This is a genomic window from Streptomyces sp. NBC_00597 (genome assembly GCF_041431095.1).
GTDB lineage: Bacteria > Actinomycetota > Actinomycetes > Streptomycetales > Streptomycetaceae > Streptomyces.
The window spans coordinates 1,857,659-1,881,889 of sequence record NZ_CP107757.1 but is presented as its reverse complement, the minus strand read 5'-3'; the positions used below and the strand labels follow the sequence as shown (position 1 = coordinate 1,881,889).

Annotated in this window: 20 protein-coding genes; 15 read left to right on the top strand and 5 right to left on the bottom strand. The window is 72.2% G+C overall.

Translation table 11 applies throughout. The features are described from left to right. Positions 1 to 113 precede the first annotated feature (113 nt). Positions 114 to 614, top strand: a complete 501-nt coding sequence (locus OG974_RS08110; protein ID WP_327281984.1) for a hypothetical protein — start codon at positions 114 to 116, stop codon at positions 612 to 614. A gap of 24 nt (positions 615 to 638) precedes the next feature. Here the strand turns inward: OG974_RS08110 and kstD are convergent, their stop codons facing one another. Then, positions 639 to 2,423, bottom strand: coding sequence for a 3-oxosteroid 1-dehydrogenase (kstD, locus tag OG974_RS08105; protein ID WP_327281983.1), 1,785 nt, complete (start codon positions 2,421 to 2,423; stop codon positions 639 to 641). 201 nt (positions 2,424 to 2,624) lie between these two features. Next, positions 2,625 to 3,749 (bottom strand): aminoglycoside phosphotransferase family protein, encoded by a 1,125-nt coding sequence (locus tag OG974_RS08100; RefSeq protein WP_327281982.1) that lies wholly within the window; start codon positions 3,747 to 3,749, stop codon positions 2,625 to 2,627. Between the two features lie 229 nt (positions 3,750 to 3,978). Here OG974_RS08100 and OG974_RS08095 point away from each other — a divergent pair, with 229 nt between their 5' ends. After that, positions 3,979 to 5,460 (top strand): hypothetical protein, encoded by a 1,482-nt coding sequence (locus tag OG974_RS08095; RefSeq protein ID WP_327281981.1) that lies wholly within the window; start codon positions 3,979 to 3,981, stop codon positions 5,458 to 5,460. Between the two features lie 171 nt (positions 5,461 to 5,631). Here OG974_RS08095 and OG974_RS08090 read toward each other — a convergent pair whose 3' ends face one another. Together OG974_RS08090 and OG974_RS08085 are read right to left on the bottom strand one after the other, a co-directional pair. Next, complete coding sequence (locus OG974_RS08090; RefSeq protein WP_328761797.1) at positions 5,632 to 7,062, bottom strand: SpoIIE family protein phosphatase; 1,431 nt, start codon at positions 7,060 to 7,062, stop codon at positions 5,632 to 5,634. A 236-nt stretch (positions 7,063 to 7,298) separates the two neighbouring features. Then, a complete protein-coding gene (locus OG974_RS08085) occupies positions 7,299 to 7,547 on the bottom strand; it encodes an SCO4226 family nickel-binding protein (protein ID WP_327281979.1) in 249 nt (82 codons plus the stop codon). Positions 7,548 to 7,882: 335 nt separating this feature from the next. Here OG974_RS08085 and OG974_RS08080 point away from each other — a divergent pair, with 335 nt between their 5' ends. From OG974_RS08080 to OG974_RS08065, 4 genes are all read left to right on the top strand, one after another. Further along, the gene (locus OG974_RS08080) at positions 7,883 to 10,093 is read left to right on the top strand and encodes a molybdopterin cofactor-binding domain-containing protein (RefSeq protein WP_371645970.1); all 2,211 of its coding nucleotides are present in this window, start codon (positions 7,883 to 7,885) and stop codon (positions 10,091 to 10,093) included. 28 nt (positions 10,094 to 10,121) lie between these two features. After that, complete coding sequence (locus OG974_RS08075; protein WP_327281977.1) at positions 10,122 to 10,577, top strand: (2Fe-2S)-binding protein; 456 nt, start codon at positions 10,122 to 10,124, stop codon at positions 10,575 to 10,577. A gap of 145 nt (positions 10,578 to 10,722) precedes the next feature. Beyond that, positions 10,723 to 12,309: a helix-turn-helix domain-containing protein gene (locus OG974_RS08070; protein WP_371645968.1), complete on the top strand. Its 1,587-nt coding sequence runs from the start codon at positions 10,723 to 10,725 to the stop codon at positions 12,307 to 12,309. Positions 12,310 to 12,360: 51 nt separating this feature from the next. After that, on the top strand, positions 12,361 to 14,310 hold the full coding sequence (locus OG974_RS08065) for an APC family permease (RefSeq protein ID WP_327281975.1): 1,950 nt from the start codon (positions 12,361 to 12,363) through the stop codon (positions 14,308 to 14,310). Positions 14,311 to 14,361: 51 nt separating this feature from the next. Here OG974_RS08065 and OG974_RS08060 read toward each other — a convergent pair whose 3' ends face one another. After that, positions 14,362 to 15,600 carry a helix-turn-helix domain-containing protein gene (locus OG974_RS08060; protein ID WP_327281974.1) on the bottom strand — a complete coding sequence of 413 codons (1,239 nt, stop codon included), beginning with the start codon at positions 15,598 to 15,600 and terminating at the stop codon, positions 14,362 to 14,364. Between the two features lie 150 nt (positions 15,601 to 15,750). On the opposite strand from OG974_RS08060, the gene OG974_RS08055 reads away from it, so the two are divergent. The 9 genes from OG974_RS08055 to OG974_RS08015 all read left to right on the top strand — a co-directional run bounded on the left by OG974_RS08055 (position 15,751) and on the right by OG974_RS08015 (position 24,168). Next, complete coding sequence (locus tag OG974_RS08055) at positions 15,751 to 16,314, top strand: TetR family transcriptional regulator (protein ID WP_327281973.1); 564 nt, start codon at positions 15,751 to 15,753, stop codon at positions 16,312 to 16,314. Positions 16,315 to 16,361: 47 nt separating this feature from the next. Further along, positions 16,362 to 16,979: a DUF6461 domain-containing protein gene (locus OG974_RS08050; protein ID WP_327281972.1), complete on the top strand. Its 618-nt coding sequence runs from the start codon at positions 16,362 to 16,364 to the stop codon at positions 16,977 to 16,979. Between the two features lie 128 nt (positions 16,980 to 17,107). Then, on the top strand, positions 17,108 to 17,350 hold the full coding sequence (locus OG974_RS08045; RefSeq protein WP_327281971.1) for a helix-turn-helix domain-containing protein: 243 nt from the start codon (positions 17,108 to 17,110) through the stop codon (positions 17,348 to 17,350). A 209-nt stretch (positions 17,351 to 17,559) separates the two neighbouring features. Further along, positions 17,560 to 17,964, top strand: coding sequence for a hypothetical protein (locus OG974_RS08040; RefSeq protein ID WP_327281970.1), 405 nt, complete (start codon positions 17,560 to 17,562; stop codon positions 17,962 to 17,964). Beyond that, a complete protein-coding gene (locus OG974_RS08035) occupies positions 17,961 to 18,752 on the top strand; it encodes a transcriptional regulator (RefSeq protein ID WP_327281969.1) in 792 nt (263 codons plus the stop codon). Before OG974_RS08040 ends, OG974_RS08035 begins: the two co-directional genes overlap by 4 nt. Before the next feature lie 80 nt (positions 18,753 to 18,832). Then, complete coding sequence (locus OG974_RS08030) at positions 18,833 to 19,321, top strand: roadblock/LC7 domain-containing protein (protein WP_327281968.1); 489 nt, start codon at positions 18,833 to 18,835, stop codon at positions 19,319 to 19,321. 85 nt (positions 19,322 to 19,406) lie between these two features. Further along, entirely contained in the window at positions 19,407 to 19,781 is a 375-nt protein-coding gene (locus OG974_RS08025; RefSeq protein ID WP_327281967.1) for a hypothetical protein, read from the top strand. A 179-nt stretch (positions 19,782 to 19,960) separates the two neighbouring features. Further along, on the top strand, positions 19,961 to 23,542 hold the full coding sequence (locus OG974_RS08020; protein ID WP_371645963.1) for a CDP-glycerol glycerophosphotransferase family protein: 3,582 nt from the start codon (positions 19,961 to 19,963) through the stop codon (positions 23,540 to 23,542). 140 nt (positions 23,543 to 23,682) lie between these two features. Continuing rightward, positions 23,683 to 24,168, top strand: coding sequence for a VOC family protein (locus OG974_RS08015; protein WP_327281965.1), 486 nt, complete (start codon positions 23,683 to 23,685; stop codon positions 24,166 to 24,168). The last annotated feature ends 63 nt before the right edge of the window (positions 24,169 to 24,231 follow it).

The window sequence follows — 24,231 nt, the reverse complement described above, 5'->3', positions numbered from 1 at the left end:
ACCCGGCCCCGCCGGTACGACCGCCCAGGCCCCTAGCAGCGCGGTTCGGGCACGGGGGTGGGTGTGGTGGGGCCCGGGGCCGGAAAACGTGGGCGGGCACGTACCATGGCGGCATGTCCTTCCTCCGCCGCAACCGCGCCGCCACACCCGCCGGCCCGGACTTCGACGTCCTGGCCATGGACCCGGGGGACTGGCCGGGCAATCTCGGGGCCGGGCTGCTGCCCGCGCCCGACGGCAGCTGCCAGGGCGTCTTTCTCCGCTACGACCTGTTCGGCGGACGCGGCCCCGCAATGATCATCGGCAACCTCCCCGAGGGCTCCCCGGCCCGGGAGCTCGCCGACGGCCAGGTCCCCTTCGAGGTGGCCCAGCTCCTCGACGCCCTTGAGAACGACGAGGACGTCGAGGTCACCGGCATCGAGGACTGCCCCGTCATGCAGGGCGACAACCTCCTCATCGTCCGGAAGGTCAAGCTCTCCGAGGGTCGGATCAGCTGCGTGCAGTTCGACCGCAGCGACAACGTGCTGGTCACCATCGCCAGCTGGGACCGGCCCATCACCGATGACCTCTACGCCCTCCTGAAGCCGCTCCCCGCCGAGCTCTTCCAGCAGGGCTGAGGGCCACCCGGCGCCGCCCGGGGGTCACGCGTCCGCGATGTCGTTAGCCGCCACATGGCCGAACGTCATCGCGGGGCCGATCGTCGATCCGGCCCCCGCGTAGCTGTGGCCCATCACCGCCGCGCTCGCGTTGCCCGCCGCCCACAGGCCCCGGATCACCGAGCCGTCCGGCCGCAGGGCGCGGGCCCGGGCGTCCGTGACGATGCCGCCCTTCGTGCCCAGGTCACCGGGCACGATCTTGAAGGCGTAGAACGGGGGCGCCCAGATCGGGGCCAGGCAGGAGTTCGGCTGCACCCCCGGGTCCGTGTAGTAGTGGTCGTACGCCGTGTCGCCCCGGTGGAAGTCCGGGTCCGTCCCGTTCCACGCCTGCGCGTTGAACCGGTTGAGGGTGGCGCGCAGGGCCGCCGCCGGCACCCCGATCTGGCCGGCCAGCGCGTCCCAGGTCCACGCCTTCTTCGCCGCTCCCGCCTCGTACCACGCGTCCGGGAAGACGATCGTCGGCAGGACGTCCTTGAACAGGTACTTGTTGCGGTAGTTCTGGTCCACGATCAGCCACGCCGGGATGTGCGAGCCGACCGCCCCGCGGTCCTTCTCGTACATCACGTGCACCACATCGCTGTACGGGGCCGCCTCGTTGACGAAGCGCGCGCCGTTGCCGTTGACGACCAGCCCGCCCGGCAGGGTCCGCTCGGCGAGGCAGAAGTACGGCTCGCCCGGCAGCGGGATCGACGGCCCCCACCAGGCGTCCTCCATCAGCGCCAGCGCCGCCCCGGCCCGCTGCCCCGCCCGGATCCCGTCGCCCGTGTTCTCCTTGGCGCCCACCGACCACTGGGTGCCGATCGGTTGCTGCTGGTACTGCGCCCGCATCTGCGCGTTGTGCTCGAAGCCGCCCGAGCCGACGACCACGCCCTTGCGGGCCCGTACGACACCCCGTACGCCCTCCTTCTCCACCACCACACCGGTAACCGCGCCCGCCTCCTGCACCAGGTCGACCAGCGGGCTGTTCAGCCACACCGGCACGCCCGCCCGCATCAGCCCGGCCCGCAGGCCGGCCGCCAGCGCCTGGCCCATCGTGAGCGGCTTCTGCCCGCACAGCGCGGCCTTGGTGCCCCGCGCCAGGCACTCCGTGGACACCGCCAGGCCCTTGGCGTTCACGGCCGCGAGGTTCAGCCACTTGTAGTCCTGGCTGAACACCACCATCCCGGCCGGCACCTGCATGTACGCCGGGTTCAGCCGGGCCAGTTCCGCGCCCAGGAGATGGCCGTCGATCTGGTCGGGCTCGATGGACCGGCCGCCCGGCATCCCGCCCGGCAGGTTCGGGTAGTAGTCGCTGTACCCGTCCATGTACCGAAAGCGCAGCGGGCTGTTGGCCATCACGAAGTCCAGCATCCGCGGGCCGTTGGCGAGGAAGGCCGCCTGCCGCTCCGCCGACGAGCCGTCCCCGACCACCGCCGCCAGGTACGCCGCCGCCTTCTGCGGGGTGTCCGGCACTCCCGCCGCCAAGATCACCGAATTGTTCGGCAGCCAGATCCCGGCCCCGGAACGCGCCGCCGAACCGCCGAACGTCGGCGCCTTCTCGACGACCAGCACGCTCAGGCCCCGCTTGGCGGCGGTGAGAGCGGCGGTCATCCCGGACGCCCCGGACCCGACCACCACGACGTCGTACTCGCCGAGCGGGACCCCCGCATCGGCCCGGGCGCCGGCCGGCGGCAGCACGGCCGCGGCGAGCACCCCCGCCCCGGCCCCGGCGAGGACCGTGCGGCGGGAAGTGAGGACGGGGGCTTCCAAGGGTTCGGGGCGTGCGGTCATGGGCGGGCTCCAGCGGGGTGGGGACGGCGGGGACGGCGGCTCCAGCAATTCTGATGCTAAGTCAGAAAAGGTGTTCGGGGGATCATGTGATGTCAAGACACGCGCAGGGGTGGCGAGTCGGCCCGAACGCACGAAATCCCGTGGTACGCACACCAGGTGCGTACGACACGGGATTTTCGTACGGGGTGCGGTCCGCCGGGATCAGCGGGTTCCGACCGCCGCGCGTACCGCCCTGCGGGCCATGCCGCAGTCGTCGTGCAGTCGGCGCAGCAGCAGCCGTTGTTCCTCGCCGGAGGACAGGGCGCCCACCGGTAGGGGCTGGGTCGGAGCGGTCGCCAGCATGGAGCGCTGGACCGCCGTCTCACACATTCGGATCTCCCGGGTCAACACCAACATCAGGTTGACCAGGAACGCGTCCCGCGAAGCCGGACCGGCCGACTGGGCGAGCCGGCTGATCTGGCTGCGGGCGGCCGGGGCGTCACCCAGCACCGTCCACAGCGTGGCCAGGTCGTAGCCGGGCAGGTACCAGCCCGCGTGCTCCCAGTCGAGCAGCACCGGCCCCGCCGGGGACAGCAGCAGGTTCGACAGGAGGGCGTCCCCGTGGTTGAACTGGCGTTGCACGCCCGCCAGTTTCAGCCCGCACAGCAGCTTCTGGAGATCACCCAGATCCCGGTCGGTGAGCAGCCCCAGCTCGTGGTACCGCGCCACCCGCTGCGCGTAGTTCAGCGGGTCCCCGAACAGGTCGGTCGGCGGACGCCACTGGTTCACCCGGCACACCGCTCCCAGCGCTGCCCGTACGTCGGCCCGCGGCGGGGCCTCCACGGGGTGCCGCTGCAATGCCGCGACCCGGCCCGCCATCCGTTCGACCACCAGCGTGCAGTTCTCGGGGTCCGCGGCGATGAGCCGCGGCACCCGGACCGGCGGGCGGTGTCGGACGAACGCCCGGTACGCAGCTATTTCGTGCCGGTACCGCTCGCGCCATTCCGGCGAGTGGTCCAGTAAAACCTTGGCGACGGCGGTCATCCGGCCCGTCGTCCCGACCAGCAGGACCGACCGACCGCTGCGCCGCAGCACCTGCACGGGCGCGAACTCGGGACAGATCCGCTGCACCGAGGCGAGTGCGGTGCGCAGTTGCGCTCCCTGCGGCCCCGAGAGGTCGATTCTTCCGCTGAGCGGTTGCGATCCGGCCCCCGGCATCCGCCGCGCCCGTACGGCGCCCTGCGCCGGTGCCGCCTGGCGGCCGGGGTCGAGGTAGGGGCCGCCGCCCGCCTGGAGCGTGCGGTGCGGCCGGACCGGGGCGGACACGGAGGACGTTGCTGCGTACATGGCGTTACGGATCCCTTCGTGCGCCGACGAGTTGCGTACGCCGCCCCGACGATCCCGTACTTCACCCTGGGGAGTTCCGCCGGTGACCGGGTCGGGGAGGCGCATTCCTACCTGACACCCGGCCGTGGGTGGCGGACCATCTTGCGCACCCTGGCGAAGCCTGGCGAATAGTCGCTGGGCATCTGACGGCGGGCTACTGTCAAATCAGCCGAGAACCTGGGGGCTTGACGTGAGCAAAGGACCAAACACCCGCCTGAACGACTTGTTCGGCCTGGCCGGCTGGTCGAAGGGTGAGCTGGCGAGGATGGTCAACAGGCAGGCGGCGGCCATGGGCCACCACCAACTGGCCACCGACACCTCGCGGGTGCGGCGCTGGATCGACATGGGGGAGACCCCGCGCGAACCGGTGCCCACCGTACTGGCAGCCCTGTTCACCGAGCGGCTCGGTCGTGTCGTGACCATCGAGGACCTCGGGTTCGTACGGCAGCGGCGCACCACGAAACGGCAGCCGGACGGGGCGAAGGAGAACCCCGAAGGAATGCCCTGGGCGCCCGAACGCACAGCCGCGGTCCTCACCGAATTCACGGGAATGGACCTCATGCTCAACCGACGCGGTCTGATGGGCGCGGGTGTCGCGCTCACCGCAGGCTCCGCCCTCGCCCACGCCATGAACGACTGGCTCCACACCGATCCCACCCCCTCCAAGGCCCCGCAGACCTTCGGTGACTCCTTCCAGGCCGACCCGGCGGGCTACGACCGCTACGAGGCCGCCCCCATCGGCTCCCAGGAGATCGAGGCGCTGGAGCGCTCGGTGGAGGTGTTCCGCGCCTGGGACGCCTCCCGAGGGGGCGGACTCCAGCGCAAGGCCGTGGTCGGTCAGCTCAACGAGGTCGGCGGCATGCTCGCGTACCACCACCCCGACCACCTCCAGCGGCGTCTGTGGGGGGTGGCGGCCAACCTGGCAGTGCTGGCGGGCTGGATGTCCCACGACGTGGGTCTCGAACCCACCGCGCAGAAGTACTTCGTCATCGCGGCGCACGCGGCCCGCGAAGGCGGGGACCGGCCGCGGGCCGGCGAGGCGCTGTCCCGGGCCGCCCGCCAGATGGTCCACCTGGGCAAGCCCCACGAGGCCCTGGACCTGATGAAGCTGGCGAAGTCCGGCTCCGGCGAGCAGACGCTGCCCCGCACCCGCGCCATGCTGCACACCATCGAGGCCTGGGCGCAGGCCGCCATGGGCAAGGGCCAGGCCATGCGCCGCACCCTCGGCGAGGCCGAGGACCTGTTCGTGTCGGACAAGGGCGACGTACCCCCGCCGTCGTGGATGCAGAACTTCGACGAGGCGGACCTGCACGGCATGCAGGCCCTTGCCTTCCGCACCCTCGCCGAACACGAACCCTCGGCCGCGCCGATCGCCCAGCGGCACGCCCGCGAGGCCCTGCGGCTGCGGTCCGGCGGCCACCAGCGTTCGCAGATCTTCGACTACATCTCGATGGCGTCCGCCTGTTTCATCGCCGACGACCCGGAGCAGGCCGACCGCTACGCCCGGCTCGCGTTGGTCTCGATGAACGAGACCTCCTCGCACCGGACGTGGGACCGACTGCGCGAGATGTACCGGCTGACCGGCCAGTACGCCGGGTACGCGCGCATCGAGGACCTGCGCGCCGAGATCGCGCTGGCCCTGCCGAACAGCCCTTCGCAGCACAGCGTCTAGGCCTTGCGCGGGCACCTCGCGCCGGTGCGCGCACCGGCATCAGCACGGACAGCGTTACGGAAGGCGCCTGGATGCAGGACCCCCCTACGGAGGGCTCCGGTACACAGACGCGAAAGGCCGCGCCGTGCGGCGCGGCCCTGAAAGCGGTACCCGTCGGCCCGTCGCGGGAACTCAGCCCCCGACCCTGGCCACCAGGACGCAGGCGTCGTCCTCCCGTTCACCCTCGTCGAACTCCTCCACCACCATCCGCACGCAGTCCTGCGACGACCCCGCGGCCGAGAACCGCGGCGCGAGGGCCAGCAGCCGCTCGGTGCCGTCCGCCCGGCCGAACTCGATGCTGCACGGAGCCAGTCCGTCCGTGTGCAGGACCAACACGTCGCCGGGTTCGAGCCGTTCCTCGGCCTGCCCGTACGCCGCCCCGGAGGTCGCGCCCAGCAGTACGCCCTCCGGTGGCTGCAGGGCGCGACCGGAGCCGCCGCGGAACAGCAGCGGGGCCGCGTGGCCGGCCTGCGCCCAGGACAGCACGCGGCGCGCGGGATCGTAGCGGCAGCAGACGGCCGAGCCGAGCGCGGGCTGTACGGAGGCCTCCAGGAGTTGGTTGAGCCAGCCCATCAGCGGGCCCGGCTCGATCCCGGCCATGGCCATGCCCCGCAGGGCGCCGAGCATCATCGCCATCCCGGACGTGGCCGTGACGCCGTGCCCGGTCAGATCGCCGACGGTCAGCAGCGAGCAGCCGTCGGGCAGGTCGAGCGCGTCGTACCAGTCCCCGCCGATCAGCGTGCTCGCCGCCGCGGGCAGGTAGTGCGCGGCGACGTCGAGGGCGCCGGTGGTGTGGTGCGGGAACCGCAGGGAGCCGCGCCACGGGGGGAGCACGGCTTCCTGCAGCTCGACCGCCAACCGGTGCTCGGTCTGCGCGATCTCCCGCCGGCGCTGCAGCGAGTCACGGGACTCGCGTACGGCGCGCTGGCTCCGGCGCAGTTCACTCACGTCCCGGAACACGGCCCACATGGAGGCCGTGCAACCGTCGGAGTCGAGTACCGGCTCGCCTCGCATGTGCAGCGTCCGGACACGGCCGTCGGCCCGGACGATGCGGAACTCGCCGTCGATCGGTCTGCCGTCGACCAGACAGGCCGTCACCATCGTGGTGAGCAGCGGCTGGTCCTCGGAGAAGAGGGTGGATCCGAGTTCGTCGAGGGGCAGCGGGCCGGCCTCGGGCGAGCGGCCGAAGATCTGGAAGAGCTCCTCCGACCAGTTGACGTCGTCGGTGAGCAGGTTCCACTCGGCGCTGCCGACGCGCAGCTGCTGCGCCCCGGGTACGGGCCCGGCCTCGGGCGACCCCTCGGGGAGCCCCCGGAGTTCGGGGGCGACGGGCAGGCCTTCCTTGAGCTGTCCCAGGTGTTCGCGCAGGTCGTCGAGCTGGTGGACGGCGAGGTCGCACAATGCGCGCTGCCAGCGGCCCTGGGCGTCGTCTTCGTCGACGACGGTGTCACGGCGCACCGCGTCCACCTCTCCGCGGAGCTGCCGGGTCTGCGAGATCAGCGCGTCCACCGACCCCGGCTCGGGTGGCTGCGCGGGACGGTCCGCGAAGAGGTGGGACGGCATGAGAACTCCGATACAGGCGGCACGGTACGGCCAAGTCTGAAGGAAGGACCGGTTACGACTGTTGCACAGGCCGCGATGACCCGTAAGGCGTTTGGCAACATCCGTAAAGGCCTTGCTTCAGGCATATGCCAAGGGCCTCCCGGCCCCTCCTTTGCCCGTACGAACGATTCCGGTCAGCCCTTCCGGGCCTGCCCGCGTCCCGGCCGTCTCCGGCCGTGCCGGGCCGTCCCCTTGCGTCACACGACGAGCGGCACCGGGTGGATCTCGCTGGCCGGGTGTCCCGTGCGCTCGTGGATCCGCATGACAGCCTCCGCAGAGGGCGCCTCGGACAGGCAGTACACCGTGCCGGACGCGGGGTCGGCCCAGGCGCGCTCGAAGTGCACCTTCTCCTCGCCCTCGATCGCCAGGTCCGCCTTGTGGGCGGCCATCAGCTCGGCTTCGGTGATGCCCTTCATGCCGTGGTGGACATCCATGAACATCGTCACCGCCGCACACCTCCTCCGTGATTCGGCGCATACGGCTTCCGGTAGGTACAGCCGTTTCTCCTCCCATCGTCCTCCCGCGGCCGGAAACCGGCCTTCCGGACGAGGCGGATCGATCGTACGGGCGAGATGTACGAGTCCTCGGGGCGGCAAAAGCCGCACCGGGGGCGGATCAACACCCCTGCACGGGTACCCCCGAACGGAGGACCCCGTCCCGGTGCGGCCCTGACGGCCGCACCGCTTCCCACCCCACCCGGTGATCGCTACGCTACGTGCCGGTAACGAGTCGGGGGAGGTCTGCGAGCGCGGGCCCTCGCAACGTTGGGGGACACAGCAACATGACCGGGCAGAGCCGCCGCTCCTTCCTCACGTACCTCGTAGCGGCTCCTACGCTCGCCCTCGTCACCCGGGCCGGGGCCGACGCCCTCGCCCCGCAGCCCGCCCACGCCGTCGTCCCGAGCCTGCCCGCCCCGGCCGATCTGGTCGACCTCGGCGACCTGTTCATCCTGGCCGGAGCGCCCACCTCCGCCCTGCTGGCGCTCTCCGTGGAGACGGACGGGACCATCCGCTTCCGGCTGCCGCGCGAGGAGGTCGGCCAAGGCCTCACCACCGCCGTCGCCATGCTCGTGGCGGAGGAGCTCGACGCGCCGCTGGCCGCCGTACGCGTGGTACTGGACGACGCGCGGCCCGAGCTGCTGTTCAACCAGCTCACCGGGAGCTCCAACTCCATCCGCTCCCTCTACGGGCCGGTCCGGCAGACCGCCGCCACCGCCCGCGCCCGCCTGGTCGCCGCGGCCGCCCGCAAGTGGAACCTCGCCGCCGCTTCGCTGACCACCGCCAACGGCGCCGTACGGGCCCCCGACGGGCGCACCGCCGACTACGGCGGACTCGCCACGGCCGCGGCCGACCCGGCCCTGGTCGTCCTCGGCGCCACCCCGAAGAAGGCGGCGAAGCACACCCTCGTCGGCAGGGCCACGGGCCGGATCGACGCCCGAGCCATGGTGACCGGCGCCCAGCAGTACACCCTCGACCTCGACGTGCCCGGCGCCAAACCCTGCGTCGTGCGCCGCCCGCCCAGCCTCGGCGGCAGCGTCAGGTCCGTCGCCAACCTCGCCGCCGTCCGCGCCATGCCCGGCGTCCTGCACGTGGTCACCGTCCCCACCGGGGTCGCCGTCGTCGCCGAGACCTTCGGCCAGGCCCTCGACGCCAAGGCCGCCCTCCAAGTCACCTGGGGGCCCGGCCCCGCCGACCAGCTCTCGGACGCGCAGATCCGGGCCGTGCTGCGCGCCGCCACCCCGCCGCTGCTCGTGCCGCCGCTGCTCACCCCGTACGTGGACGCCGAGTTCGACTTCGCGTTCGTCAGCCACGCACCCATGGAAACCAACTCCGCCGTGGCTGACGTACGGGAGGACCGTGCCGAGATCTGGTCCGGGCTCAAGTCCCCGATCGTGGCCCGCGAGACCATCGCGGCCGATCTCGGGCTGCCGCTCGACAAGGTCACCGTGCACGTGGTCCAGGCCGGCGGCTCCTTCGGGCGGCGGCTCTTCTTCGACGCCGCGCTGGAGGCGGCCCGCGTGTCCAAGGCCTGCCGCCGCCCCGTCCGGCTGATGTGGACCCGCGTCGACGACACCCGGCACGGGCGGATGCGCCCCGCCACCCACCACAAGATCCGCGCCACCCACCTCCTCGGTGAAGTGCTCAGCTTCGAGCACCGGGTGGCAGCCGCCGAGACGGACTTCCGGCACGGGCTCGGCGAGATCATCACCGCCACCGCGGCCAGCCTGCCGCTCGGCATCGGCAACGCGACCCTCGCGCAGACCCTGTTCCTGACGACGGTGAAGTCCCCGTACCACTTCGGGCTCACCACCCAGGCGCTCACCGAAGTGCCCACGGGCATCCCGACCGGCTCCTGGCGCTCGGTGTACTCCGCCAACACCCGGGGCGCCGAGGAGATCGTGGTCGACGAGCTCGCGGCACGGACCGGCAAGGACCCGTACCAGTTCCGGCGCGCCTTCCTGAAGACGGCGGCCCAGCGCGCGGTGCTCGACAAGGCGGCGACGGAGGGGGAGTGGGGACGACCGATGCCGGCCGGCTGCGCGCAGGGCATCGCCTTCCACGAGGAGTACAAGTCGCGCACCGCCTGTCTGGTCGAGATCGACGCCCGCGACCGGGAGCACGTCCGCGTCACCAAGGCCGTCATCGCGGTCGACGTGGGCCTGCCCGTCAACCCGCGCGGTCTGGAGGCCCAGATGATCGGCGGCCTCACCGACGCGATCTCCACCACCCTGAAGGCCGGGCTGCACCTGGACAAGGGGCTCCCGCTGGAGGGCAGTTACAGCCAGTTCCACTGGGCGCAGCAGCGGGACACCCCGCGCGACGTGCGCGTCTTCGTACTGCCGGCCACCGGGGAGGATCCCGGCGGCGCGGGCGAGCTCGGCGTCCCGGCGGCGGTCGGCGCGATCGCCAACGCCTGGGCCAGGGCCACCGGTGCCAAGCCGCGCAGCTTCCCCCTCGACTTCGACGTCGACTTCACCCCCTACCCCCGCTAGCCCGTAGCCCAGTTCAGGAGTGTCCGCCGTGCCCCCGCACACCTTCACCGTCAACGGACGGAGCGTCACCGTGGACGCACCCGACGACCTGCCCCTGCTGTGGGTGCTCCGCGACCTGCTCGGCGTGCGCGGGCCCAAGTACGGCTGCGGCGTGGACGTCTGCAAGGCCTGCACCAGCCATCTCGACGGGGCGGACATCCGCCCCTGCGTGGTGCCCGTCTCCGCCTGTGCCGGAAAGACCGTGACCACCATCGAGGGGCTGGCGAACGGCGACGAGCTGCACCCCGTGCAGGAGGCCTGGCTCGAACAGGACGTCTCGCAGTGCGGTTTCTGCCAGCCCGGGCAGATCATGGCCGCAGTCGCCCTGCTGAAGCGCACCCCTGAACCCACGGACGAGGACATCGACGCGATCGCCAACATCTGCCGCTGCGGCACCTACTTCCGGATTCGGGAGGCCATCCGCAGCGCGGCCGCGCGGATGTGAGCGAGAGGGGCCCCGGCGACTCCCCCGTCGACGCCGGGGCCGACCGCTCGGGGTCAAACCTAGGCGGACGGCGGACGGTTCGCAGGGTCCGCCCTGCACTGCGATCGGGTGGCACGGGTAACACTGAGCACAGTGTGTGCGCCGCGTGGCCGACCGCGGGCGCGACCCGGACCGAAGGGAGCCCGTCATCCCGCACCACCCGATCCCGCCCGAGACACCGCCGCCCGCGGACCGGTTGCGCAGCCGGGCCGAGGACGTGCTCAAGCTGCACCGGGTCGCCCACTCCGGCGGCTCGGCCGCGCTGGTGGAGTGGCTCGCCGCGCGGCTGGGCGGCTGGACCGGCGTGCTCGACGTGGGGGGCACCGCGGGCCCGGAGCTCGCGGTCCGCGCGGCCGTGGAGCTGAGCGCCCGGGGCGTGCGCTCCGCGGTCCTGCACGGCGAGCGTTCGTCCGCCCTCCTGTTCGCGCTGGACGGGAGCCGTGCGCTGGCCGCCGTACTCGACCGGCCGCACCGGCCCGGAGCGTCCGCGCTGCTCGCAGACGCGGCCGCAGTGCTGGTCCTCGTCCTGCGCGCCGAGGAGGCGGAGCGGCGCGAAGAACGGGCCGAGCTCGCCGAATCCCGCGCCCGCGAGGCCGTCCTGCACCTGCTGATGAACGGCCGGCTCTCCACCGCCCACCAGATCGCCGAGGCGCTGTGTCCCTCGCTGCCCGATCCGATGCGGATGTACGTCGTGGAATGTCGGACCGGGGCGCGGGGCGAGGTGGCCCGGCTCTGCGGAGAGCTGACGGACGGCCGGGCCTGGATCGTGCGCTGCCCGGTGTACGTGCGCCACCTCATCGTCCTGGTCCCCGCCGGCCCGGCCGGACCCGGGGCCGAGCACGATCCGCTGGCCGAGGCGCTGGCGGGGGCGGTCCGGGACGGCGCCGTCGGGGTCAGCGGGCACCTGCGGCTGCGGGACGCCCCGGCCGCCTACGCCCAGGCCTTCCACGCGCTGGCCGTCGCCCGCAGCCGCGCCGGGCGCCACGCCCGCTTCGGCCCCGGACCCGAGCTGGAGCTGGCTGCGCACGCGGCCGGCACCGGCTGGGCCGAGGCGCTGCTCGCGCCCCTGCACGCGTACGAGCCCCGGCGCCCGCAGGACCCCGGCGCGCAGGAGCTGCGGGCCACCGCCCACGCCTGGCTGAACTTCGGCTCGCACGCGACGCGGCTGCTGAAGGTCCACCGCAACACCCTGGCCACCCGGCTGCGCCTGATCGAGTCGGTGCTCGGCACGGACCTCGCGCGGCTCCCCGAACAGGCGGCGCTCTCGCTCGCGCTGCGGCTGACCCCGGGCGGGGCGGGGACCTCCCCGGGCGGCGCGGCCGGCGGTCCGGCAGGCGCGTCCGATCGGTCCGGTCAGTCCGGTCCGGCAGGTCCGTCCGGTCCGATTGTTGCGGCCGGTCTGGACGGGGTGCTGAGCCACCCCGACCTGGTGGCCTGGGCCCGCGCGCATCTGGCCCCGCTGACCGGGCGGGACGCCCCGCCCGGCGCCCGGGACACCGTACGGGCCTGGCTGCGCAACGACGCGCACCTGGTCCCGGCGGCCGCCGCGCTCGGGATCTCGGTACCGGGCACGCGCAAGCGGCTGACCCGGATCGAGGCACTGCTGGAGCGCTCACTGCTGCAGTCGCCGAGTGCCCGCTACGACCTGTGGCTGGCTCACCGGGCCGAGGAACTGGCCGGGTTCACGGCATGACACAGCCCCAATAAGGGGCAAAGCGTATGAAATATGCACGATCATGCCGAGATGAGGCGTATCAATCTGAAGCGCGTGCTGGTGGGTGAGCCGCTCGACACCGCACGACTGGGCGAGACGCTGTTGCCCAAACGGCTCGCGCTGCCGATCTTCTGCAGCGACCCTCTCTCCTCGGTGGCCTACGCCACCGAGGAGATCCTGTTGATCCTCGCCCTCGGCGGTGTCACGCTGCTCCACCTCGCCTGGTACGCGGCCGCCGCCATCGCCTTCCTGATGATCGTGGTCGTCGCCTCCTACCGGCAGACGTGCTACGCCTATCCCGGCGGCGGCGGTGCCTACATCGTCAGCTCCGAGAACCTCGGCCAGACCGCTGCCCTGACGGCCGCCAGCGCCCTGCTCGTCGACTACGTGCTGACCGTCGCCGTCTCCATCGTCTCCGGCGTGGACGCCATCACCTCCGCCGCTCCCTCCCTCAGTGACCACGAAGTCGCCCTGTCCGTGGGGTTCGTGGTGCTGCTGATGCTGATGAACCTGCGCGGCGTACGGGAGTCGGGACGCATCTTCGCCATCCCGACCTACGGCTTCGTCCTCGTCATCTACCTCATGTTCGCCGTCGCGGCGGTCCGGCTCGCGATCGGCGAGACCATCCACGCCGAATCCGCCGACCTGCCGATCACCGCCGAGGGCACCTTCACCGGACTCGGCCTGGTCCTCCTCGCCATGCGGGCCTTCGCCTCCGGCTGCACGGCGCTCACCGGCGTCGAGACGATCAGCAACGGCGTGCCCGCCTTCCGCAAACCCAAGAGCCGCAACGCCGCGAACACCCTGGCCGCGATGGGCGCCCTGTCGGTGACCATGTTCCTCGGCATCACCGTCCTCGCCATGGTGTACGAAGTGCACGTCGCCGCCGACCCGACGGAACTGGGTCTGCCGCCCGGCACGCCGATGTCCACCGCGCTCGCCCAGATCGGCCGCGCCACCTTCGGGAACTGGCACTTCCTCTTCTACCTGCTCCAGGCCGTCACCGCGGGCGTGCTGATCCTCGCCGCGAACACCGCCTTCAACGGCTTCCCGATGCTCGCCTCCATCCTGGCCAAGGACAGGTACGCGCCGCGCCAGCTCTTCAACCGGGGCGACCGGCTCGTCTACTCCAACGGCATCGTGCTGCTCGCCCTCACCGCCATCGCCCTCATCGTGGCCTTCGACGCCCAGCTGACCCGCCTCATCCAGCTCTACATCATCGGCGTCTTCATCTCCTTCACCCTCTCCCAGGCGGGCATGGTCCGGCACTGGCGGCGCGAACTCGCCTCCCCGAACACCCCCCGGGACCAGCGCATCCACATCCACCGCCGGCTGGCGATCAACGCGGTCGGCGCAACCCTGACCGCCGTGGTCCTCGTCATCGTCCTGATCACCAAATTCACGCACGGCGCCTGGTTGGTCGTCATCGCGATGCCGGTGCTGTTCCTCGGCATGAAGGGCGTCCACGGGCACTACGACCGGGTCTCGGCCCAGGTCGCCGTCGCCCCCGGGATCAAACCGCGCAAACCCTCCCGCCACCACGTACTGGTCCTGGTCGCCAACGTGCAGGCCCCGACGCTGAAGGCGCTCGGCTACGCACAGGGGCTGCGCCCCGACAGCCTGACCGCCGTCACCGTCGCCGCCGACGAGGAGGATGCGCGCCGGCTGCGCGTGGCCTGGGCGGAGCACGACCCGGGCGTCCCGCTGAAGATCCTGCACTCCCCGTACCGGGAGGTGGTCGGTCCGGTCCTCGCCCACGTGCAGGAACTGGCCGCCGCCGAGGGCACGGACGTGCTGTCCGTGGTGATCCCCGAGTACGTGGTGGGGCACTGGTGGGAGCAGCCCCTGCACAACCAGAACGCGCTGCGGCTGAAGGCGCGCCTGCTGTTCACCCCGGGGGTCGCGGTGATCGACGTACCGTACCTGCTGGAGTCCGCCCGGTCGGCGGCACCGCCCGAGCCGGCGGAGGCGACGAAGTAGCGGGCCCGGTGCACCCGCCCCGGTGCACCCGCCCCAGTGCACCCGCCCCGGTCACCCGCGCCGGCGGGCGCCGCGGCCGGTCGGCTTCGCGCCCGGTGCGGCCGGTTCGCCCGCGGCCCGCTGGAGCACCGCCGCATGCGCCAGTGCCAGCTCCACCACGTGCGCCGGGTCGGACAGGGTGCGGCCGGTCAGCTGCTCCAGGCGCCGCAGGCGGTTCGAGACGGTGTTGCGGTGGCAGTACAGCCGCTGGGCGGCGTACGTCGTCGAGCCCTGGCAGGTCAGCCAGGTGCCCAGCGTGGTCAGCAGCACCCGGCGGTCCTCCGCGGGCAGCGCCAGTACCGGGCCCAGCACCACCTTCCTGAGCCGGCCCGCGAGTTCGGCCTGCGAGGCCACCAGTGCCGTCGGCAGCCGCTCGTCCAGCAGGGCCGTGCACGGACCGCCGGACGCGGGTGCGGTGCGCAGGGCCAGCGCGGCGAACCAGCGCGCCCTGGCCAGGTCGCCCGGGGTCTCCACGAGCGGGCTGACCCCGGCCCGGGCTCCGAGCGGGCCGAGCAGCTCCCGTACGGACTCCAGGGGATGGTGGCCCAGTTCCAGCAGGCCGGTCTCCCCGTCGGCTCGGATCCGCCACAACACGCGCAGCCCGTCCACGGCAGGCTCGGCCCCGACCCGGCCGAGGGCGCCCGGTTCGCCCGCACCGTCGGAGGCGAGGACGACGACCGCGAACCGGCCGCGCTCGGGAAGTCCCAGCTGGGCCGCCGCCTCCGAGGCCGCGGGCCCGTCCGAAGGACCCGCGCCGTCGAGCAGCGCGTCCAGCAGGGCCGCCCTGCGCTCCCGGTCGCGGTCGGAGCGCGCGGCCTCCGTGCGCCGGTACGCGTCGGCCACCGCGTCCGTCAGCTGGTCCAGCACGTCCCACAGCACGGCCGCGGCCGGCAGCAGCCGCGGCAGCGCCGCCGGCTCGTGCGCGGCCACCGCCTCGTGGAGGTCCTGCCACACCAGTCGGCCCCCGCGCCGGTAGGTGCGCAGCAGCGAGGCGAGCGGCAGGCCCTGTTCAGCCCGGAGGGTGCCGGTGGCCCGGGCGTCGGCGAGCTCCACGGGCAGCCCGCGGATGCCGCGCACCAGGCCCTCGACGGACTGCCGCAGGTTGTGGTGGATCCGCTCGCGCAGCTCGGCCCTGCCGAGCAGGGCGGCGTACGCGGGATCCTCGGCCAGCGTCCGGTCGGCGAGCCGGTCCGCCGTCACCGCGATGCGGCGGGACAGGTCCTCTCGTATCTCCTCGATGATCCGCTCCATGACGGGCAGAGTGACACGTGGGAGGGGGCGGTGGGGAGGGCCCGGACCGTCCCGTGTCCGCTAGCGTGTCCGAATCACTGCATGTGGAGTGGCCCCAGAGCCGAGCTCCGCCCGCCCCCCGCCCCGCCCAGACCGTCAGGGAAACCGCCCATGCGCCAGAACCCGGAGCGCCGAGCAGCGCTCCTCGACGCCGCCATCGAAGTCCTGGCACGCGAAGGCTCACGGGGCCTGACCCTGCGGGCGGTGGACGCGGAGGCGGGCGTACCGACCGGCACGACCTCGAACTACTTCGCCAACCGGGGCCAGCTGCTCGTACAGATCCTGCACCGCACCCGGGAGCGGCTGACCCCCGACCCGGCGGACCTCACCGGCCCGCTGGACACCAAGGTGCTGCTCAGCCGGCTCCTGGAGCGGATGCGGCGCGAGCGCAGCGTGCACATCGCCATGCTGGAGCTGCGGCTTGAGGGCATCCGGCGCCCCGAACTCCAGGCGGAGATGGCCGCGTTCCAGGGGGCCGAACTGACGGCGAACGTGGACTGGCACCTGGAGGCCGGACTGCCCGGGGACCGGCAGGGCGTGGTGCTGCTGTACCTGGCGATGCTGGGCCTGATCGTGGACGACCTGACCGTGCCGGCGCTCCTCGATCCCCATCCGGTGGAGGGGCTCATCGACACGATGGTCGAACGCCTCCTCCCGGAGCGCCCCGCGCACTGACTATCGTGCCGCCGGATACCGGCACGACGCCGAGGGGGCGAAGGACCGTGGAGACGACCGAGAGCACGGGCGACGGCATACGGTGGCTGGCGGACTGGGAGGGCTGGTACGTCGGCCTCACCTTCGCCCGGGGCGTACCACCCGGCGAACTCGCGCTGCGCCTGGGCGCGGTGCCGGGCGTCCGGCCCGGCCCGCTGGGCGCGCGGGACGCATGGAGCCTGGCGAGCGAGACGATGGACGGCGACGGTGTGGCTCGCGTCGGGAGCTGGGCGGGCTGGTCGTTCGCCGTCGAGCACGGCCTGCCGGCCGGTGCGGAGCGGCTGGCCGAGGTCTCCCGCTCCGGTGCCGAGGCCGTCCACCTCGACCCGCAGCCGGACCACCCGCCCCGGCAGTTCGCGTACGCCAGGGACGGCGAGCTGGTGTGCTGCTTCGCCCTCGGCGAGGAGGGCTGGCGCGGCGGCCACCGGCCGGACTTCCTGCTCCCGGAACTGGTCGCGGCCGGGCTCATCGATCCGGACGGTGGCCACGCCGGTCCCGAGGACGAACCCGGCGCGGACCGCGACCGCCGCACCCTCGCCGTCCTCGAACGCCGCTTCGCCCTGTCCCTGCCGCGCCGCCTGATCGAGGACACCCCGCTCCCGGCCTTCGTGACGTGCACCCACTAGGGACCTGAGGGGGCGGGGGCGGGGCGTGGTGATCTTATGTCCGGATGTGCGCGAGTCAGCTGGGATTGCGGGCGCCGAGCGACTTTCATGGGGGTGCCAGGACTCGTACCGGAGCAGGGGGAGCATTCATGGGCACCGACGGAAGCCAGAAGGACAGCGCACCCACCCTGATCGGTTCCGTGCAGCGGGCGCTGCGCCTCGTGGAGGCGATGTACGCCGAGGGCGGAGCCACGGCGAAACGGCTCGCGCGGGTCACCGGCATCCCGCTGCCCACCGTGTACCACCTGCTGCGCACCCTCAGCCACGAGGGATACGTCGAGCGCGAGGGCGGCGCCTTCCGGCTCGCGGACCACCTTCCGCTTGCTTCGTGAGCCCCCCGTGCGCCCCTTGGGTGATCGGCAGCCGTGATCAACATTCCTGATCAGAAGTCGACGGGTTCCGGCCAAGCTGCCACGCGGTTCTGTGCATGTTCCAGCGGAAAATGCCAGAAGCCCCATCCGCACTGTGGAACGTGAGTAAGTTCCCTCCTGTCGCGCCGTAGACCGTGCACTTCGCACGTCTGGCCGGGAGGGGAGCCCGCGTGCCCGGGATCGACGAATGCCTGCTCGAAGCCATGGCCCTGCCTGGTGCGCGGGGGGCCGCGCTGGTCGACTGGAGCAGCGGACTGGCCCTCGGGACCGCCGGGGACTCGCCCGTCGGCGACCACGAGACCACCGCCGCCGAGACCGCCGAGCTGGCCCGGGCGGCCGCCGAATACGAGTCCTTCGCCCAGCCGGCGCCGGGCTCCGCACCGGGTGAGGTCCTAGGCCAGCCCGTGGAGGACCTGATCGTCACCACCCGCACCGGCTACCACGTCCTCCGCTTCGTCGAAACCAGCTTCGACAGCAGCGTCTTCCTCCACTTATGGCTGGACCGCACCGACGGCAACCTCGCCCTCGCCCGGCACAGACTCCGTGCACTCGCCGAGGGGCTGGTCCTCAGATGACCGGCACGCAGATAGGCGGCTTCGCCGCCGTCGCCGTCTCCCCCCTCCTGACCCGGCTGGCCGCCGAGCGCGCCACCGGCGCCCTGCTCCGCGACCGCGGCACCCTCTTCCTGGAGGACGGCCGCATCGTGCACGCCGAGAGCCCGGCCACCCCCGGCCTCGACGTCCTGCTCACCACCGGTGGCGGCCTCGCCCCCGAGCGCTGGCGCGAGGCCGTGGACCGGGCCGGCGCCCGCCGCCAGGTCGCCCGCTTCCTCGTGGACAGCGGAGGCCTCGCCGGAGGCGAACTGGAGATCTGCCATCTCGCCGCCATCTTCGACGCCGCCTTCTTCGCCCTGTCCCCGGGCACCGGGCCCTCCCGTTTCCGCCGCGGGGCCACCCACTGGATCGGCTCCGTCCGCTCGGTCCCGGCCGCCGCCGTCGAGCGGGAGACCCGCCGCCGGCGGGAGCTGCTCGACGCGGTGTGGCCGTACCCGCTGCTCGACACCTCTCCCGTGGTGCCCCGGGCCGCCGCCCCGGGCCAGACCGTCACCGCCCGCCAGCGGGCCCTGCTGGCCCGCGCGGACGGAGTACGGACCCCCGCTGACCTCGCGTGGGTGCTGGGCAGGCCGGCGTTCCACACCCTGCTCGACGTACGGCGCCTCGCGGCGGCCGGACTGGTCGAGACCCCGCACGCGCCGGCACTGACACCGGTCGAACCGCCCCTGCCCGACTGGATTACCGAGACCCAATCCCCGGACGTGGCGCTGCTTCGCCGGTTACGCGACGCACTGGAGGCAAGCCTGTGAGGCTCCCGCTGCGACCGGCTCTGCGCTCCGAGCGCGCCGACCGCTCCGAGCGGAGGCAGCCCGAAAGGAGAAAGGCCGACATGAGCACGGCGATGGTGCCCCCCGAGGCCGAAGCCGACATACTCGCCGAGCTCCGCAGGCTGCGGGCCCGGGTGCCCCAGCTCACCGGTGCCCTCGCCGGCAGCGCCGACGGCCTGGTGCTCGCGCAGGACAGCGCAGCCACCGAGGTCGAGTCCGTCGCGGCGCTGACCGCGGCCGCCCTCGGCGTGGCCCAGCGACTCAGCGACACCACCGGCCAAGGCGGCTTCCGCGAGCTGCTGATACGCGGAGAACACGGATACGTGGCGACGTACGCGGCCGGGGACGCCGCCGTCCTCACCCTCATAGCGGAGCCCCGCGTCAACGTCGGCCGGCTCCACCTGGAGGCCCGCCGTTCCAGCGTGCGGATAGCGGAGCTCATCGACCACGTCCTGGGGCGCCGCGGACCCGAGGTACCGCAAGTGCCGCAGCTCCCTCCCGTCCCTCCCGTCCCTCCCGTCCTGCCGGTCCGACCCGGCACGGACCTGTAGACGATCCGCGCACCCCCCACGTACCGACAGCAATCCCTGAAGACCGCCTCAACGGCAGCAAACGCATAGGAATAAGGAGTCCATCATGGCCAACGTCGAGACCGCACTCAAGGAAGCCACCGCCACCATCGACGGCGCGATCGGTGCCGCTCTGGTCGACTACGACAGCGGCATGGCGCTCGGCACCATCGGCGGCGGCAAGGAGCTCGACCTCCAGGTGGCGGCGGCGGGCAACACCGATGTGGTCCGGGCCAAGGTCCGCACCATGGACATGCTCGGCCTGAAAGAGGAGATCGAGGACATCCTGATCACCCTCGGGAGCCAGTACCACCTGATCCGGCTGCTGAAGGGACGAGGGAGCAAGGGCTTCTTCCTCTACCTCGCGCTCGACCGCGGTCGGGCCAACCTCGCCATGGCCCGGCACCAGCTCAAGAAGATCGAGGCTGAGCTCGAAGTCTGAGCAAACGTTCGGTCCGACCCCGACGCCGAGGTGGCGGGCGGCTGAATTCTTTGCCGTCCGCCCTGGGATGCAAGGGCCTTATGTCCAGGATGGGGCGACTTTATCATCCCGTTACCGAGTAGGATGCTCTCATCACCTGATCATCGAAATAGCTTGAAACGCTGGAGAACCCGCCACCCATGCCCCCGCGCCTGAGCATCGTCGTCCCCGTCTACAACGTCGAGCTCTATCTCGACGAGTGCCTGGAGTCCATTGCCGCCCAGACGTTCGACGACTTCGAGTGCATCCTCGTGGACGACGGGTCCACCGACACCAGCGCCGTCCTCGCGAAGGCATTCGCCGCGCGGGACAAGCGTTTCCGGGTCGTCATGCAGGAGAACGCCGGACTCGGAGCCGCCCGCAACGTGGGCGCCCGCCACGCCTCCAAGGACAGTGAGTACCTGGCCTTCGTCGACAGCGACGACACGATGCCGGACTACGCCTACGAGCGTCTGATCGCCGCCCTCGACGAGACCGGCTCGGACTTCGCCGGCGGCAACGTGAAGCGCTTCCGCTCCGTCGGCATGCAGCAGTCCTGGGGACACCGGGCCGCCTTCGCCAAGACCCAGCTGAAGACCCACATCTCCAAGTTCCCTGCGCTGGTCACCGACCGCACCGCGTGGAACAAGGTCTACCGGCGCACCTTCTGGGACGAGCACGGGTTCCAGTACCCGGAGGGCATCCTCTACGAGGACGCCCCCGTCAGCATCCCCGCGCACTACTTCGCCTCCAGCGTCGACATCATCAGCGACTGCGTCTACCACTGGCGCGTCCGCGAGACCGGCGAGCGCTCGATCACCCAGCGCTCCACCGACCCGGTCTCCCTGATCGACCGCGTGACCTCCGTCCGCCTGGTGCGCGAGTCGCTCAAGGCCAAGGAGGGCGCCAAGTACGTCCGCTACCTGCGCGACTACGACTACAACGTGCTGAGCGAGGAGCTCCCGCTCATCTACAAGTACGTCGGTGAAGGCGGTGCCGACTTCCGCGCCGCCTTCGTCAAGGAGGTCGGCGGCCTCGTCCGCGAGATCGGCACCGGCCCCTGGTCCGACCTGACCGTCGCCGACCGCCTCAAGGCGTACCTGGCCCGCGAAGGCCGCGTCGAGGACTTCATCGCCCTCACGGACCACCAGCGCGACTACTCGTACAGCGTCCCCGTCAAGGGACTGGCCCGCCCGCAGGCCGACTACCCGTTCCTGCACGGCCGCCCGCCGGTCCCCGCCAAGATCCTCGCCCTCGGCCCGCGCGAGCGCCGCGTCGTCAGCCGCCTTGAGCAGGCCGTCTGGAGCGACGGCAAGCTGCTGCTCCGCGGCTACGCCCTGCCCGGCCACCTCGGCGCCGAGAGCCGTCTGGGTTCGCGCAAGATGCTCGTCTTCCGCGAGGGCGGCAAGCGCCGCCGCACCGTCGTCAGCACCCGTACGGTCGCCTCCCCGATGGCCACCGTCAACGCCGCGCACCTCGCGCTGAGGCACGCCGACTGGGCCGGCTTCACCGCCGTCGTCGACCCCACCGTCTTCCAGTCGGGCGGCAAGTGGAACGACGGCATATGGACCACTTCCGTCGCCGTCACCGGCGCCGGCGGCCTGCACCGCGCCCGCCTCAAGGGCGGCGAGTCCGACAGCGGACAGAACCCGCCCGCCCACTGGGTCGCCCCGGACGTCCGCATCGTCCCGAACTCCACCGGCGCCCTCACCATCCAGGTCGAAACCGTCCGGGCCCGCGCCCTCGACGTCCGCCCGCTCGGCGACGACGCCGTCGAGGTGGCCGGCGAGCTGTCCGCCGAGATCGGCGCCGGCGCGAGCCTGCGCGCCGAGCACGTCTCCACCGGCACCGTCCTCACCTTCCCGATCGAGACCGACGCCGCCGTCGGCGGCGGGCGGCTCCCGTTCACCGTGCGCGTACCGCTGGCCGAGTTGGCCGCCGTACCGGACGCCGCGTGCGAGCCGGGCGAGTGGACCCCCGAGCCGTGGAGCCTGACCGTCATCGGCACCGACGGCTCCGAGCACCGCCTCGCGCACGACGAACGCGGCGGCTTCGCCGGCCTCGTCGTGCCCCTGACCGGCGGGGACACCGGCCGCGCCCTCTTCGCCAAGCGCGGCAACACCGGACACCTGACCCTCTCCGTGCAGCCCTCGCCGCCGCTGGTCGACTCGGTCGAGAGCCAGGACGGAACCCTCACCCTGAAGGGCCGGTTCGTCGCGCCCACCGACGAGCCGTACGAGCTCGTCCTGCACGACGCGCACGGCACCGAGTTCAGCTACCCCGTCACCCGGGACGGCGACCGCTTCGAGTCCACCTTCGAGCCCGTCCTCCCCGAGGCCTACGCCGGCCGCACCACGCTGCCCAAGGGCCGCTGGTGGCCCACGCTGCGCCCGCTCGCCCAGGGCGGTACCACCGCGGGCCTGCTCGGTGTCGACCGCGGCGCCCCGGTGCAGTTCGCGCCCACCGCCCTGCACGCCGGACCGCACGCCATCACCGTGCTGGGACGCCGGATGCGGGTCGAGGCCCGCTTCTACGACCGCATGGTGCTCGTCGCCGACCCGCTGCTCAGCCCGCACGACCGTTCCCGGTACGCCCAGCGCGTCACCCGGTTCGAGACCTACCCGGCGCAGCGCGCCCTGCCGGTCAAGGACATCGTCGTCTACGACACCCACCAGGGGAACGGCGCCGGCGACTCGCCGCGCGCCATCCACGAGGAGCTGGTGCGGCGCGGCGAGAAGCTGGACCACGTCTGGCTCGTCCAGGACGGCCGCGTCGAGGTCCCCGCGACCGCCCGCGCCGTCCAGTACGACAGCGTCGAGGCCTGGGACGTCCTGGCCCGCGCCCGCTACTACGTCGTGAACGACAACGTGCCGCAGCGCTTCCAGCGCCGCGCCGGCCAGATCGTCGTCCAGACCTGGCACGGAACGCCGATCAAGGAGATCGGTCACGACTTCATCCACGACTACTACACGAGCCCCGAGATCCTTGAGGGGCTGGAGCACGACAGCGCCCAGTGGTCGCTGCTCGCCTCCCCGAGCTCGTACGCGACGCCGCTCCTCAAGCGTGCCCTCGGCTACCAGGGCGAGGTCATCGAGTCCGGCAGCCCGCGCACGGACGCGCTCGTCAAGCCCGACGCGCAGCGGATCACGGAGGTCCGCCGCCGGCTCGGCCTGCCCGAGGGCAAGAAGGTCGTCCTCTACATGCCGACCTGGCGCGAGAACCGAGAGGGCTGGTCGGGCGGCTACAAGCTCGACCTCCAGATCGACCTGGACGCGGCGCGGCGCGAGCTCGGCGAGGACCACGTCCTGCTGGTGCGCGGTCACCACCACGTGACCGAGCAGGTCCGCGACGACGTGCGCGACGGCTTCGTCGTCGACGTGTCCCGCTGGCCCGACGCGACGGACCTGCTGCTCGTCGCCGACGTGCTGATCTCGGACTACTCCTCGGCGCTGTTCGACTTCGCGCTCACGGACCGGCCGATCCTGCTCTTCACCTACGACCTGGAGCACTACCGGACCACGCTGCGCGGCTTCAACTTCGACCTGGAGGCGAAGGCGCCCGGCCCGCTGCTGGCCGACTCGGCGAGCCTGATCGAGGCCGTGCGGGGCGCGGACGCGGTCGGGGAGCAGTACAAGGAGGCCCGCGCCGCCTTCCGCGCCGAGTTCTGCGACCTGGACGACGGCGGGGCCGCCGAGCGCGTCGTCGACCGGATGCTCGGCATGGCGGCCAAGCCCGCGGTGTAAGCCGTCGGAGTGCATTCAGGACGCCTTACGGAACGGCCCCGGGCCCACCGATGAATTTCGGGCCCGGGGCCGGTCTGTATGGGAGCGAGACGGTGCCCACCGCACGCACTCGACCACGCACCCGCCTGGAGGCAGCAGTCATGAGCAGCAGCAACGGATTCACCACGTGCCTGTGGTTCGACGGCGATGCGGAAGCCGCCGCCGACTACTACCTGTCCGTCTTCAAGGACGGGAAGATCGGGCGGATCGGCCGCTACAACGAGGCGGGGCCCGGCCCGGCCGGCGAAGTGATGGTCGTCGAGTTCGAGATCAACGGTCAGAAGTTCATCGGCCTCAACGGCGGTCCGCAGTTCCCCTTCACCGAGGCGATCTCCTTCCAGATCCACTGTGCCGACGAGCCGGAGGCGGACTACTACTACGACGCCCTGACGAAGGACGGCGGCGAGGAGTCCGCCTGCGGCTGGGTCAAGGACAAGTTCGGGGTGTCCTGGCAGGTCATCCCGCCCGGCGCCATCGACCTGATCTCTGACCCGGACCCGCAGCGGGCCAGCCGGGCCACCGCCGCCATGATGACGATGAAGAAGCTGGACGTCGCGGAAATGCGCAGGGCGGCCGACGCGGGCTAGGTGTATTGCCCCGGGAGGTTGTGGACGGGTGATGGAGGTCTCGGCTGAGGTCTCTTGAACGGG

Bases quoted from the DNA above. Each gene is read 5' to 3' on its own strand.
- OG974_RS08110 (WP_327281984.1), top strand. From the start codon at position 114: ATGTCCTTCCTCCGCCGCAACCGCGCCGCCACACCCGCCGGCCCGGAC.
- kstD (WP_327281983.1), bottom strand. From the start codon at position 2,423: ATGACCGCACGCCCCGAACCCTTGGAAGCCCCCGTCCTCACTTCCCGC.
- OG974_RS08100 (WP_327281982.1), bottom strand. From the start codon at position 3,749: ATGTACGCAGCAACGTCCTCCGTGTCCGCCCCGGTCCGGCCGCACCGC.
- OG974_RS08090 (WP_328761797.1), bottom strand. From the start codon at position 7,062: ATGCCGTCCCACCTCTTCGCGGACCGTCCCGCGCAGCCACCCGAGCCG.
- OG974_RS08080 (WP_371645970.1), top strand. From the start codon at position 7,883: ATGACCGGGCAGAGCCGCCGCTCCTTCCTCACGTACCTCGTAGCGGCT.
- OG974_RS08065 (WP_327281975.1), top strand. From the start codon at position 12,361: ATGAGGCGTATCAATCTGAAGCGCGTGCTGGTGGGTGAGCCGCTCGAC.
- OG974_RS08060 (WP_327281974.1), bottom strand. From the start codon at position 15,600: ATGGAGCGGATCATCGAGGAGATACGAGAGGACCTGTCCCGCCGCATC.
- OG974_RS08055 (WP_327281973.1), top strand. From the start codon at position 15,751: ATGCGCCAGAACCCGGAGCGCCGAGCAGCGCTCCTCGACGCCGCCATC.
- OG974_RS08045 (WP_327281971.1), top strand. From the start codon at position 17,108: ATGGGCACCGACGGAAGCCAGAAGGACAGCGCACCCACCCTGATCGGT.
- OG974_RS08035 (WP_327281969.1), top strand. From the start codon at position 17,961: ATGACCGGCACGCAGATAGGCGGCTTCGCCGCCGTCGCCGTCTCCCCC.
- OG974_RS08030 (WP_327281968.1), top strand. From the start codon at position 18,833: ATGAGCACGGCGATGGTGCCCCCCGAGGCCGAAGCCGACATACTCGCC.
- OG974_RS08025 (WP_327281967.1), top strand. From the start codon at position 19,407: ATGGCCAACGTCGAGACCGCACTCAAGGAAGCCACCGCCACCATCGAC.
- OG974_RS08020 (WP_371645963.1), top strand. From the start codon at position 19,961: ATGCCCCCGCGCCTGAGCATCGTCGTCCCCGTCTACAACGTCGAGCTC.
- OG974_RS08015 (WP_327281965.1), top strand. From the start codon at position 23,683: ATGAGCAGCAGCAACGGATTCACCACGTGCCTGTGGTTCGACGGCGAT.